Source organism: Paenibacillus sp. R14(2021) (assembly GCF_019431355.1).
Classification (GTDB): Bacteria; Bacillota; Bacilli; order Paenibacillales; family Paenibacillaceae; genus Paenibacillus_Z.
Genome location: NZ_CP080269.1, coordinates 3,457,385 through 3,470,827, shown reverse-complemented (window position 1 = coordinate 3,470,827; position 13,443 = coordinate 3,457,385). Strand labels below are relative to the sequence as shown.

The window sequence follows — 13,443 nt, the reverse complement described above, 5'->3', positions numbered from 1 at the left end:
AGTCCGGTCATGGGAGGGGCCAAGCCCCCATGTAGCTAGGATGCCTGCGTACGGCGAGAGCTTTGCGTAGAAGCGCATCGACATAAGTCATGTCAGAGACAAGGCGAGCGACATACCAGGCCGTAACATCAAGTGAATCCTGCCGCGTCGTCAAAAAGGCCTCGCAAGAGGGACAAGAGGAAGCCGAACCTCGGCTTAATGGGTGAAGGCCACGGAAACTGCTACGAACTTGGAGCGGCAGTGAAGAATCCTCCGGCGTAAGGGGATCGGCATGGTATGAAAGAGGATACAGTGAACTGGGGAGACCCTCCCCTGCACGGATTTTTTTTTTAAAACCGTAACGAAGTGGTCTATAAGTCCAAAAGATGAAATGATCAACTTGCAGGAAGGGAGTCCGAGGGGCTCATAGTACTGAGGAACGACAGGACAACACAACCTGTCGGAGGGAAGGAGCCCTGCTTTGTTCATGTTTCTTGAGGAGGTACGAGTTAGTGAATGCCGAAGGGCTAACAACACCAAAAGAAAACGTTCAACAACTCCAAGAGAAGCTAGGTCATGCGGCCAAGGAAAACAAGAAACGAAGATTCCATGCTTTGTATGACAAGGTCTATAGAAGGGATATTCTGTGGGAAGCATGGAGGCGAGTGCGCGCGAACAAAGGTGCAGCGGGTGTGGATGAACAAACCCTTGCGGACATTGAGAGGCAAGGTGAATTTCAGTTCATAGAAGAGTGCCACGGACTGCTGAAAGAAGGAGACTACCACCCTTCGCCTGTTCGAAGGAAGTACATCCCCAAGAAGGATGGAAAGCAGAGGCCTCTCGGCATCCCAACCATTCGTGACCGGGTCATGCAAATGGCAACGAAGCTTGTCATTGAACCTATCTTTGAAGCAGATTTCCAAGAATGCTCGTTCGGTTTTCGCCCGAAAAGGGGGGCCAAACAAGCGCTGGAACGAATCCGTAAAGCATGCAACCGCAAAGGAAATTGGGTGGTCGACGTCGACATCCAAGGCTACTTCGATAACATCAACCAAGAGAAGCTAATGAAGCTGATCGCCATGCGAATCAGTGATCGTCGTATCTTGAAATTGGTGAGAAAGTGGCTTGTTGCGGGAGTTATGGAAGAAGGAAGTGTCCGGCGCTCGGATTTAGGCACGCCACAGGGCGGAGTGATTTCGCCTTTACTAGCAAATATCTATCTGAACTACTTCGATCTGTTGTGGGAACGCCATGGGAAACAATGTGGAGAATTAACGCGATATGCAGATGACTTTGTGGTCGTATGCAAAACCAGAAAAGACGCTATGCGTGCCTATGAACTCATCCAGAGGATTATGGAACGATTGGAGCTAACCCTGCATCCGACCAAAACACGGATTGTTGGTTTATGGACAGGTGAAGAAGGCTTTGACTTTCTGGGGATGCATCACCGCAGAACGAAAGCAGAAACGTCCAAAGCACGAGTGTATTATTCAACACAGCAATGGTTAACTTCAAAAGCGGAAGCGCGGATTCGCGAAGTGGTGAAGGAGCGCTTAGCGCCACCAAGTATGCGAAAGTACGCTTTCCAGGAACACGTTGCATGGCTGAACCCCAAGATCCAAGGTTGGCGAAATTACTACAATACGTTTTACGGTAAACGGATATTAGCCAAATTAGACTGGTATATTCTACAGCGGTTCACAAGATGGTATGCGAAGAAACGGCAACGAGCGAGATGGATAGGGTCCTATTCAGAGGTAAAGTATTTGGCAAAATTACATGGATTGAAGAAGCTCTTGTAGTCTGCACGCTCATGAATGACGAACATCGGAAAGCCGTATGAGGGAAAACCTCACGTACGGTTTGATGAGGAGGGGCTGGGAAGACCAGCCCTTTACTCTAGTAAAGGGCAGGTTAACGTGGAATCATTGTATAATAGATAAATATACAAGTATAAGAAGAGCGGTCGATTAATAAAATTGTAGGGGAATGATAAATGGAAATTTATACTCCAAGTAAAACATGGATACCTTTCGGATTACTATTGTTCTGCTTAGCTATTTTACCTATTATTGAACACACAATTATTGATGTAATTATGAGTGTCATAGTAATTCTAACTGGCATTTTCTTTATACTATTTGGGCTTGGCAAGATATCAAAAGTTGAGTTGACTAATGAGTATTTGACTTACTATAACTTTTTTAGAAGAGTTAAAAAATGGAGAGTTAAAGAAATATACCTAGTTTCAAGAATGAAAAAACATGGAAACACCATTTTTGTTTATATCGGTACTGAAAGCATAACGCTTCACTCTTATAGTGACCAGTTTTTAAATCATCTTGAGAGTATTGCGAAAAATGCAAAAGTTAGGCGTTAAGCTAACGGGAGACGATAGTTGAAAAACAATTGAAAGGGCTGCCGGCATATTGGATTCGGCAGCCTCTTTGCGTTAACGGGAAGTTTAGCACGGTGAACGCTATTAATTTTTTTAACTGAAAGTCACAAAATTCCATGGTGAAGAAACTACATTCCATTTATAACCAAAATCCATGTGCTACACTAACCATATACCAATAAAGGGGTTGGTTGATAAATGGAGACTATTAACGAAGATATTAGAGTAGTAATTGGTGGAGGGGCCTATAACAATAATCCTGATTGGTTACAAACTCAGGAGTCAGATTTAAATTTGTTGCAGAGATACCAATGGTTTAAACGTTTCTCACCTAATACAATTACTGCTATTTTGGCGGAACATGTTTGGGAACACTTAGATTTTGACGAAGGAGTAATTGCTGCAAGCATATGTTATGAGTTTTTAAGGCCTGGCGGTTATGTACGTTGCGCCGTTCCCGATGGTTATTTTCCTAATGAGGAATATCAAAGAGGTATACAGATTGGAGGACCTGGTCCTGTAAATCATCCCGCCGCGAGTCATAAGATCGTACACAATTATAGATCAGTCACATCCATGTTTAACGCCACTGGGTTCAAAGTGAGACTACTTGAGTATTGTGATGAGGAAGGGAAATTCCACTACTCAGATTGGGATCAAAATAAAGGTTTTATATACCGTTCCAAACGTTTTGACCATAGGAATATTAAAGGAAAGCTAGGTTTTGTTTCTCTAATTGTAGACGCTGAAAAACCAATAAAAAATGATAGTAAAAGAACTTAGCTAATAAATTCTTTTGGAGGTCATATTGATGCAAAGGATTTCAGAAGAAGAAGCCCGTTCTAATGGTATTGAGACTAAACATGACATCATGAAAAATGGCGAACGAAAGTTTAGGCTAAACTGCTTGGTAGATGGAAGTTCTTATTGCCGGACCGAAGCCTCGGAAGTTGGAGCGTGGCAAAACAGTCACTATCATAAATTAGTTTCTGAGTTATACGTAGTACAATCTGGATGGTTGATTTATATAGAAAAAGTTGTTGATGAAATAAAACTCCAGTTATTACGGGAAGGAGAGATAGTAGTTTTCAAACCATTATCTCATCATAATATTTATCTATCTTCAAACACTGTAATACATACAATAAAATATGGAACCCATTTGGAAAATGACTGGTTCTCTTCTCCAGAATTAGATACATTCACAAAAAGCTTTGATCCCAAGAGCCTTATTCTATTCAACTGAAGGAGAACGGCTGAATGAGGAGCTTGCCATGCTGCAGCTCTTATTCGTTTGTTGAAGTAACGGGCAGGATAACGCAACTTTTATTGCAACTTAATCGTAAATAAGCTTACAGGAAAAATAAGGTAATTTAGATATATTGCCCGTCGCTAAGGTTTAGCATTGATGGGAGGGGGATTTATGAGTGTTAAGCGATTTGGTTTGAGTCTTTTGTTATTGGCTTCACTAAGCACCTTTATTTTCGGTTGCTCCAAAAATCAACAAAATGAGAATGAAATTATTTTTTATGCTGAAGGTGAGAATTGGAATGCCCAGTTTACAACAACCTCTTCTCAGACAACAAAAGAAAATGTCGTAATTAACTATTTCTACAAAGGCAATATATCTGATTTATCAACCGCTAATGAAATTGTATTTTCTTATGGCACGTCAAATGGAAATACTGTTGTAACAATCCGTTATGACAGAATAGATAAAGCTTATTTTCCTATTGCATTCGAAGACGATTTAATTCACGGCAACGATAAATTAGTGAGTATAGTTGGGAAATCGGACGAGAAAATTATGAGCATTATTAAATGGAATGGTAAGTCTGAGACACTGCATTTAACTCAATTTCTTAGAAAAAAGTAACTCATCGCAGAGCAAATGCAATAACACAGTTGATCTAAAGGGAAACGATAGTTCAACGTATCATGGAGCAGTTTGCTTGTGGCAGCTACTCCATTTTTCATTAAGCTAAACATTCCTTTAAGGCTAAGGAATCACCTTTGTCAAAAAAGGAGCGCCTCGGTATGATGGGTTTGTCCACAACACATCAAGGAGGCGCTCTTATCATGAAGTTTAAACAATCAGAAGTACAAAATCAACGTATCGAACGAATTACTACCTCGCATCTAATTGTAGGGATCGACATGGCAAAGGAAACTCATGTGGCACAGGCTACAAATTATCGTGGGATTGTACTGACGAATCGGCATCTTTCATTCAGCAATACCATAGAAGGGTTTGAAAAGCTGCAACGGTGGATGGAAGGTATTCAGCAAAAGCACCGTTTAGGCCATGTAATCATAGGCATGGAGCCGACAGGTCATTATTGGTGGAACCTGGCCAACTGGCTTACAAGTAAAGGGTTGCAAGTCGTCGTAGTTAATCCAGCAACGACAAAACGAAATAAAGAAAACCGTGACAACTGTCAATCGAAGAGTGACCCTAAAGATGCGCTCGTCATTGCAGATGTAGTAAGCCGAGGCTACTACTACGAACATACGAAACAAACCCACGTTTTTCAGCGGTTGCGGACCCTGATGAGCGATCGAGAATTTTGGGTTGCAAATAGCGTTCGGCTGCAAAATCGCATCATTCGGTGGTTGGATATTCGTTTCCCGGAGTACAGTTCGGTTTTTAAGGATTGGACCTGTAAACGTTCGATGGATACACTGAAGGAATTACCTACGCCTCAGGATCTTGCAGGACGGTCAACACTGGAGATCATTTCGATGTGGAAAACACATATGCAGAGGGCAGGAGGCACTACAGGCGCACAAAAGGCTGCTGAGCTCATTGCGCAAGCTAGGCGGAGTGTAGGAGACAATACAGCTTTAGCCGAAGCAAAGCAAGATTTTGTACGTCTAATCGCAGAGTTTGAACGAATTACAGAACTGTTAGCAGACATCGGAAAGCAGCTCCACGCATTGCTAGAGGAGATTCCCATGGCCGCTTAGCTCCGTTCTATTAAAGGCTTTGGTCCGATCTTCGTTGCGGCCATCCTGGCAGGTGCTGGTAACCTTAGACAGTATGCACATGGACGTCAGTTACTGCGCAAAGCCGGTCTGAATCTAGCAGAAAGTACATCGGGGAAAAGGAAAGGACAGATCGTCATCTCCAAACGGGGAGATTCCAGTCTGAGGAAATATCTGTATCTGGCGACCATTCAGCTCATCGGAATTAATCCGATCTTTCAAGAATTACATCAGCACAATGTTCAAAAAAAGCACATGAAGAAGCAACAGTCTGTCTTTAAGCTTGTAGGTAAGGTGGCACGAATTCTGATCGGTATGGTCCATCGAGCAGAAACATTCTCATCTGAAAAAGCCAGCCATCTCGTTCCACAAGCGGCTTAACGTATTGATCCGTCACGTATATTGACTCATTCGCGGGATTTCAACAAAGAAAGCACGGAGAACCGAGTTCCTGCCCAAAAAGGGCTTAGACCCGTCCGCTAAACGCAATCGGTCTCCACACCTTGGATAAGTATGACGATGGAATGTAAGGGCATAGACCCGTCGAGCCATGGGATGGTAAACACCAGGGCACATGTGGAGTTTGCGTGCAGTAGAGTGAACCGAAAAGGAATGGCAGAAGCGATTCCTCTGTTCCCGCATGCCCATATGCTGGACTGACGGCTCTCACCCTATGCTTTCCCCACCTTCATTACTAAACCAAGGTGATGAAATCCTGCGAATGAGTGAGGATATGTGAGATAAACCCTTAAAACCGAGGGACGGGCAGGATAGTTCAATCATTTCGCAGAATATTTCGAGTATGAATTTTTCGAAGTTCGTACATAAGACGTTATCTGAGTCCAAATGCTGATTAAAGAAAGGCGAATAACATGAAATTTCGAGGAACACAAACAATAATTATCTGGTCAATTATTAATATTGCTGTAATTATTGTGAGCCTTATCTATTTAAACAGGGCAAGCTCCATAATTTTTATGAGTGTACTAATATACGCTTTTATATATTTTTTCTCATATGATGTTGAAATTAAAGAATCAAAAATTATAGTGAGGACTTTCTTCATTAGGAGACAAATTTATGATATTAATGAGTTAAAGTTTATTCATGCAATAACAATCAGAAAGGCTGGTTACATTGATATTCAGATTGGAAAGTCATACGCAGAAGAATTCTATATATTGGTTTTCAAGAATAACTCCAAGATAAAAGTAAATGCTTTTTTGAAATATAAAGGAACAAGTTTGGGGCGTTACTTAAAGAAACAATATCATATTCCGTTTAAAGAATTTGAAGAGACTAAATACATTTACGGTAATCCGTAGGTTATTCAAGATGTGAACCTCCTTCAGATAACAACATATTCACGCATCGGGTCCAGTCGGCATAGTTCATTCAGCTAACGGGCACGTTAGCTGCATGACGACTTAGGTGAGAAGAAAATGTACTCACGATATTTAGCTAACCCTATACTGATTGCAAATGTCATGAAAGAAGGAACAACTTTGAGATCTACAAAGATGTCTTACCTTACTTCCCTCCTCCTTTTCATTTTAATAGCCTCTGGATGTTCCGAAAGCAAAAACGATGGTATAAACGATAACGTAATTGAAAAGGATGGTTCGTCTATGTGGAAAGATTATATAAATACGTTTACGCAAGAGTATAGATTCAATCCCCCCGCTAACGAAAATGAAGTAGCTCAGATAAGCGAGAAACTTGGTGCTGTGTGTCCTGAAGAACTGACATCGTTACTCCTTGAAACAAACGGAATTGATCATGAGTTAGGTTATCCGTTGATTTATTCAACGTTACAAATTGTAGATAGAAATATAGAAGAGAGGACTTCTGAAGACAACAAGGAAATGGGACTATCCTATGATGACATGTTGCTATTCTCAGATGCAGGAAATGGTGATTACTTCGGTTATATTATAAAAAATGGGGTTGTCCAAGATGGAATTTATGTTGGAGACCATGAAGAAGGCAGCAGAACGAAAGTAGCTTCATCACTTAGGGAATTCATTAAAGGTTGGACTACAGGTGAGATAGCTATCTAAAATCATGGTTTTTAAAGGTGGCAATTAAGTAGTCTTTATACTATTGAAACGCTTCTGACACGACGGCATCCGGCAAACGATCGGCCGTCGCTGAGCTAACAGGCAGACTAATACAAAGATTCTGTAAATATCCGTTTATATAAGGAGGTGGGATTCACTGGCGACACTTCATTTAATGGTTGGTCTCCCTTGTAGCGGTAAGACTAGTCTGGCTCGACAACTTGAAACGAAATACTCTGCACTTCGCCTTACTCCCGATGAATGGCATATCAGATTATTTGGGCATGATTTCGGGGATAACATGACGGAAACTGACGAAGTTAAGCATGATTCTAGACATGATTCAGTGGAATCCCTAATGTGGGACGTGGCCGCTAGAGTTTTAGTTCTTGGTGTTGATGTGATTCTGGATTTCGGATGCTGGGTTCGAAGTCAACGAGACGAGTTTCGTTCTAGAGCCAAGAACCTAGGGGCTGGCTTTAAAATTCATTTCGCTGATGTGCCTGAGGAAGTGTTATTTGAACGTCTAAAAGCTAGAAATGATATGCATACAGAAGGAACTTTTTTCATACCTGAAGCAAAACTTAAAGAATGGATAAAGATTTTTGAACCACCTTCATTAGAAGAACTTGATCCCTCGGGCGATTAACCTAACGGGAACGATAGCACAATAAACACCTAAGATGAAGCTACCGGCACGATTGGCGGCTTCATTACGTTAAGGGGCAGTTTAGCGCGACAGGAGGAAAAAGGAATCCCAATCCCGAACTGACAAAGGGAAGTGTTTTCAATAAAGGAACTAGATCAGGATTGTTGGTTTACAGATAGTGGGAGTAGACCGATTCCAACTATACGCAATGTTGCGAACTAATGGGCAGGAATGTGGAATAACTTCACGAATTCAATAATGAAAATTTGCGTGTTAAGGCAGTTTAACGGAGGTTGTAATTCTTGCTAATTGACAGAGTGTATGAAATATCATCTTTATTACATAAGCATGGGGTAGGAACTGAGCTTATAGGACCTCACCACAAAATAGATATGAGAACCTGGGAGGATCTTGTAGTTTCGCTTAATACTGAACTTCCAGTCAGTTTGAAGAGGATATTTTTAGAGGAAACCAGTGGCTTAATTTTATGTTGGGATACTTCAGTAGATAAGTTTGGCGATTCATGTAAAAGAGGATATCTCCACTTGCTCTCACCTAAAGAAATAATAACTACTTATCGTGAGATGCTTGAGGTGGTCAAAGAGTCATCCAGTGACCCAGAGGTTTCTTCGAATGCTGGATTGCAGGTACTCGTAAGAGATTGGCCGAGTTGGATACCCTTGTTTCGGTTCCCAGATGGTGATGCCTTTTGTATTGATATTAGAAACCTTTCGATCGTTTTTTTAGAGCATGACGTGATGGATGGAGGTCCATATATCCATGGGACAACAATTGCAAGTAGTCTTGATCATTTGTTAGAACTATGGGATCAAATAGCTTTTGCTGATGTTTATGATTGGTCTGAATGTTGTAATGAACATGGAATTATTCTTGAAAAACCTTTGTTTAATAACATTCGCTCATTGAGCTCCCTCGGTAAAATGTAGTTTTCTCACGAATGCTCGCTTATTCGCAGGATCTCACCAATAGATAATTTGTTGTTCGGATAGAAGAGGGGGTGCACCGTCAAATTCGGCAGCCGAAGCGCATGCGGGAACAGAAGAGGCGAGTTTTCGCTCCTTTTTTTAATGCTCTGCTGCACGCTGCTCCACGTACCTCCGGAGGCTTTCACTCCCATTTCTCGACGGGTCGATGCCCTTTCATTCCTTCGTTACGCCTATCCGGTGGGTGGAGGCCGGTTATCCTAACGGTACGGGTCGATGCCCTTTTGTTCAACGCAATCCGGTACTCCGTGCAATCTTGAGATCCCGCGAATAAGCCAATATTCATGCTAGTTGAGAAGCGGTTAAGCAGCTTGTTTCATAGAAAGAACCCGATCCGGTTCGTAAGCTTCGCCGCTCTGCGCCATGGCAACCAGAAGGCGAGCAAGCTTACCGCAAAGCTTCATCACGGAGCGCATGGGCTTCATGCTTTTCGTCTTCACATTCATTTCGTGCTGTCGTTTAACCGATTCATCGTTCATGATGAGGGCCATGGTTGCCATGAACAGGGCATGCCGAAGCCTTGGCCGGCCACGTTTGCTGAGGGACATTTGGCCCTTCCACTTGCCTGAACTCGCTTCAGCGAGGTTAAGGCCGGCATGTCGCAGTAATGCATTGCCGTGTGAATAGCCGCTGAGGTCGCCAGCTTCACCGAGAATGCCGGCGACAGACAAGATGCTCATGCCCTTGATCGCCAGCAGCGGTTTGGCTAGGGGAATCCGGGCCAGAGTAGCCGCCACTTCATCTTCGATGACCTGCAGCTGCTCCGTAGCCAGATCATATTCGGCCAAGAGTTGTTGCAGATGAAGTTTGTAGGCTTTTTCGGCATGCTTGGCGCCGACCGAGCGAGATGCGAGAGCCAGCAGTTCGCCAGCTCTACGTTCACCACTGTGCCGCTTCATGACTGATTTCCAACCGTCGACTACTTGGCGAACGGTGAGCTTTTGAAGATCGGCAGGTGTTGGAAAGAGACGCAGGGTAGCCAGTGAACCGAAGCCAATGAGGTGCTTGTATACCTGCCGCAGCTCGGGGAACACGATGTCGACCCAGCGGTGAATCTGGTTCTTGACGCTGACGAGACGGTGGACAATGGTCTCTCGGTTCGCCATGAGAACGCGCAGTTCCATGAACACTTCAGTGTTCTCTTTGATGAAAGTGTAGTAGCCGTTTTTCACCATATCGGCGATAACGAAGGCATCTTTGATGTCGCTTTTGGATGGAGTATTGTCGCGGTTTTCCTTGTTCTTTTTGACGAGATGAGGATTCACCAACACGACCTCGAGTTTGCGGTCCTTGAGCCAGGCAGCTAGACTAAGCCAGTAGTGGCCGGTGGGTTCCATGCCGATGATGGTGTCGTTTAGTTGGTGAGTTTCCTGCAACTCTTTCATCCACTGCAGCAGAAGGCAGAAACCGGCGTCGTCGTTAGAGAAGTGAAGCGGAGCGCCAAGCAGAATGCCACGGAAGTTGACGGCGCGTGCAACGTGGGTTTGCTGGGCGATGTCGATGCCGACGACAATATGCTGAGTTGAAATGCGTTCGAGTAGTTGATTTTGTTTGGCTTGGGCTTTAAACTTCAAGATAGAGCGACCTCCTTAAGATGGCTAAAGGGCTATGACCCGTGACTAACCCATCGTACCGGAGGCGCTCGTTTTTGTGCAAAGCGCAAAATTAACGCTCTACAGGAATCCTAACGGGCACGAGAGTATATCTTTTGGAGGATTGCATGAAATTATTGAACTGGCGTTTCGACGATGACCCACAGGGTCCTTCAGATGAATGGAATTGGGTCGAGATTACCATGACCTTTGAAGATGGAAGCAAGCGGTGGAGCATCTTGTATACACCTGACAGGCTAAAAAATAATCTTTCCCGTAAGAATATCAATCCCCCAGGTTTGTTCATCAAACACATGATAATTGTACGGAGTTATGAAGTAGACGACATTGAGCGAACATTAAAGTATTTAGAGAATGAAAATGAGTTGTTCGAAGCATCAAAACCATTGAACTAAAGGGCAGGATAGTTTAATTCACTTTACGAATACCTTAAGGTGTGCTAATTGAAAAAACAACATTCAGTGAGCGGGTGATATCCTAATTTGAAGAAGTTGGGGCTTTTAATATGTTTCATAACTGTATTCATTGTCTTAGGGCTAATTTGGTATTTTGCTTCCCCACTAAAAATTCAACATGTTATGAGACATACAAATAATATTGAAAAGATCGATTTTACGATTAGTTCTCAAGGTGAAATGCATCAATACTCAATGCAATTTCATGAGGAATCTAAGATTAGTGAAATGCTCAATTTTCTAGACTCAGAAACGTACAATCGAGAACTTAAAACATATAAAGGGAGCACTGATGAAGTAATTTTTATGATTATCTTTTATCGGAATAGAGATGGGGCTCTGGATAACTATTCCTTTGATATGAATGAATCTGGGGTAATTATTAGTGATAAAAAACAATATCAAATGCGTGGGGATACCAAAAAAGTATTTAACAGTCTTTATGAATGGATCAAGACTGAAGGTCTCTCCATTCGTAATTAGTAAAAAACTTGATCGATATTATGGTTTGAGGTAACGGGAGACGATAGCTGAATAATGGAGTGAAATTGTTAATGGCCGATGTTGAAGCTAAAATCATGTTCTTTCCCAAAGACGGAAGAACTGGACCAGCTATTTCGGGTTATCGACCGAACCACTTAATAAGAGATGATTATTTGACATCAGGAGAACACCATTATTATGGTCAGAAAATAATTGAGTTGGGTGAAACTGTACTTGGCACAATTACCTTCATTACACCAGAGGCTTATCCTGAGTGCTTATGGATAGGAAAAGTTATAAGGATTCAAGAGGGATCTAGAATTATTGGCTCTGCTGAAATAACAAAGATATTTAATGATATGTTATTGAAGCGAGGTTGAGGTCGCTACGCTAACTGGGAACATTAGCATTCCTGTAGATGGATTAATTTCGTCTTTGAAAAAAGAAAAGCGCCTCGGTACGATGGGAGTACGCAACGGGTCATAGCCCTTAAAATCCCATCATCCAGGAGGACGCTCTACTATGAAGTTTAAAGCGCAGGATAAACAAAATCAACTCATTGAAAAAATTACCGCTCACCATCTAGTCGTCGGCATCGACATCTCTCAACACATTCACGTCGCACGAGCGGTCAACTTCCGTGGGATCGCACTTGGAAATCCGCTATCCTTCTCGAATGACGAAGATGGCTTTCAAAACCTTTTTCGGTGGATCCATTCGCTACAAGCCGCCCATAGCTTAACTGCAGCCATTGTGGGCATGGAACCAACCGGTCATTACTGGCATAATCTCTCTAACTGGCTCGCAGATCATCAATTTGAAGTTGTTCTCGTTAACCCTCATCTGGTGAAAAAGAATAAGGAAAATCGCGACAACACGCCATCCAAGAGCGACAAAAAGGACGCGCTCGTCATTGCGGACATGGTCAAAAACGGCTACTACTCGTTCATCCGCAACACGCCCGAAGCCTTCGAAGAATTACGCGTCTATCTCTCCAACCGCGACTCTGTCGTGACGAGACTCGTTAGTGCCAAGAACCAAATTCATCGGTGGGTCGACGTTGTTTTCCCAGAGCTGCGACAAGTCTTCAAGAGCTTGATGTGCACTGGCTCGTTAGCTACTTTGCGTCTCTTTCCCACGCCCGAGGAATTGAGTAAGCTGCAGCCCCAAGACGTCATCGCTGGCTGGAAAACCCTTATGAAACGCCATTCTGGTGAGCGCAGGGCTCGAGCTCTTATCTCGCTTGCTAGTCGTTCTATTGGATCTAAACAAGCCACGCATGCTTACAAGCTTCACTTAAAGCAGCTCCTAGATGAATACGACCTTGCATGCGAGCAATTAAAGACGGTTGAGGCGGAGATCATTACCGTATTAGATCGGATCCCTTTTGCGAAATCCATGCTTGCTGTCAAAGGGATTAGCGCCATTTCACTGGCCGGTATACTCGGTGAGGCAGGAGATCTAAGCGGCTTTGTTCACGGCAATGCCCTGTTGCGTCATGCTGGCCTAAACCTCGCTGAAGCCAGCTCAGGTAAATGGACCGGACAGATGAAGATTAGCAAACGAGGACGATCTCGCCTTCGGCGGTTTATCTTCTTGATGGCCATGAGTTTAGTGGCGAACAATCCTGAATTCAAAGCCATGCATGCGTACAATGTACAGGTGAAAAAGATGAAGAAAATGAGGTCTCTTATGAAACTGTGTGGTAAATTAGCTCGCATACTGGTTGGAATGGCGCGTAGCCGGGAAGCCTATAATCCCCATAAAACGATGTCCATTCAACTAGCAGCTTAAGTCATATCCTACCGTTTCAT

At 43.1% G+C, this 13,443-nt stretch carries 16 protein-coding genes; 15 read left to right on the top strand and 1 reads right to left on the bottom strand.

Features of this window, described 5'->3' with window-relative positions:
* Window positions 1-491: 491 nt before the first annotated feature.
* From ltrA to KXU80_RS16085, 11 genes are all read left to right on the top strand, one after another.
* Window positions 492-1,784, top strand: a complete 1,293-nt coding sequence (gene ltrA / locus KXU80_RS16130) for a group II intron reverse transcriptase/maturase (RefSeq protein ID WP_219834285.1) — start codon at window positions 492-494, stop codon at window positions 1,782-1,784.
* 194 nt (window positions 1,785-1,978) lie between these two features.
* Window positions 1,979-2,362, top strand: coding sequence for a hypothetical protein (locus KXU80_RS16125; protein WP_219834284.1), 384 nt, complete (start codon window positions 1,979-1,981; stop codon window positions 2,360-2,362).
* 216 nt (window positions 2,363-2,578) lie between these two features.
* Window positions 2,579-3,163, top strand: a complete 585-nt coding sequence (locus KXU80_RS16120) for a class I SAM-dependent methyltransferase (protein ID WP_219834283.1) — start codon at window positions 2,579-2,581, stop codon at window positions 3,161-3,163.
* Between the two features lie 28 nt (window positions 3,164-3,191).
* Entirely contained in the window at window positions 3,192-3,626 is a 435-nt protein-coding gene (locus KXU80_RS16115; RefSeq protein ID WP_219834282.1) for a cupin domain-containing protein, read from the top strand.
* 177 nt (window positions 3,627-3,803) lie between these two features.
* Entirely contained in the window at window positions 3,804-4,256 is a 453-nt protein-coding gene (locus tag KXU80_RS16110) for a hypothetical protein (protein WP_219834281.1), read from the top strand.
* A gap of 203 nt (window positions 4,257-4,459) precedes the next feature.
* Window positions 4,460-5,347 (top strand): IS110 family transposase, encoded by an 888-nt coding sequence (locus KXU80_RS16105; RefSeq protein ID WP_258171035.1) that lies wholly within the window; start codon window positions 4,460-4,462, stop codon window positions 5,345-5,347.
* A gap of 9 nt (window positions 5,348-5,356) precedes the next feature.
* Window positions 5,357-5,746 (top strand): transposase, encoded by a 390-nt coding sequence (locus KXU80_RS28115; RefSeq protein ID WP_308858312.1) that lies wholly within the window; start codon window positions 5,357-5,359, stop codon window positions 5,744-5,746.
* A gap of 491 nt (window positions 5,747-6,237) precedes the next feature.
* Window positions 6,238-6,690 carry a hypothetical protein gene (locus KXU80_RS16100; protein ID WP_219834280.1) on the top strand — a complete coding sequence of 151 codons (453 nt, stop codon included), beginning with the start codon at window positions 6,238-6,240 and terminating at the stop codon, window positions 6,688-6,690.
* 117 nt (window positions 6,691-6,807) lie between these two features.
* Complete coding sequence (locus tag KXU80_RS16095) at window positions 6,808-7,425, top strand: SMI1/KNR4 family protein (protein ID WP_219834279.1); 618 nt, start codon at window positions 6,808-6,810, stop codon at window positions 7,423-7,425.
* Between the two features lie 175 nt (window positions 7,426-7,600).
* Complete coding sequence (locus KXU80_RS16090; RefSeq protein ID WP_219834278.1) at window positions 7,601-8,074, top strand: P-loop nucleotide/nucleoside kinase family protein; 474 nt, start codon at window positions 7,601-7,603, stop codon at window positions 8,072-8,074.
* 302 nt (window positions 8,075-8,376) lie between these two features.
* Window positions 8,377-9,021 carry an SMI1/KNR4 family protein gene (locus tag KXU80_RS16085; RefSeq protein WP_219834277.1) on the top strand — a complete coding sequence of 215 codons (645 nt, stop codon included), beginning with the start codon at window positions 8,377-8,379 and terminating at the stop codon, window positions 9,019-9,021.
* Window positions 9,022-9,380: 359 nt separating this feature from the next.
* Here KXU80_RS16085 and KXU80_RS16080 read toward each other — a convergent pair whose 3' ends face one another.
* Complete coding sequence (locus tag KXU80_RS16080; RefSeq protein ID WP_219834276.1) at window positions 9,381-10,652, bottom strand: IS110 family RNA-guided transposase; 1,272 nt, start codon at window positions 10,650-10,652, stop codon at window positions 9,381-9,383.
* Between the two features lie 146 nt (window positions 10,653-10,798).
* On the opposite strand from KXU80_RS16080, the gene KXU80_RS16075 reads away from it, so the two are divergent.
* The 4 genes from KXU80_RS16075 (at window position 10,799) to KXU80_RS16060 (ending at window position 13,423) form a co-directional block, all read left to right on the top strand.
* Window positions 10,799-11,086 (top strand): immunity 8 family protein, encoded by a 288-nt coding sequence (locus KXU80_RS16075; RefSeq protein ID WP_258171034.1) that lies wholly within the window; start codon window positions 10,799-10,801, stop codon window positions 11,084-11,086.
* A gap of 87 nt (window positions 11,087-11,173) precedes the next feature.
* Window positions 11,174-11,629, top strand: a complete 456-nt coding sequence (locus KXU80_RS16070) for a hypothetical protein (RefSeq protein WP_219834275.1) — start codon at window positions 11,174-11,176, stop codon at window positions 11,627-11,629.
* A 71-nt stretch (window positions 11,630-11,700) separates the two neighbouring features.
* Window positions 11,701-12,009: a hypothetical protein gene (locus KXU80_RS16065; protein WP_219834274.1), complete on the top strand. Its 309-nt coding sequence runs from the start codon at window positions 11,701-11,703 to the stop codon at window positions 12,007-12,009.
* 142 nt (window positions 12,010-12,151) lie between these two features.
* Window positions 12,152-13,423 carry an IS110 family RNA-guided transposase gene (locus KXU80_RS16060; RefSeq protein ID WP_219834273.1) on the top strand — a complete coding sequence of 424 codons (1,272 nt, stop codon included), beginning with the start codon at window positions 12,152-12,154 and terminating at the stop codon, window positions 13,421-13,423.
* Window positions 13,424-13,443: the final 20 nt, after the last annotated feature.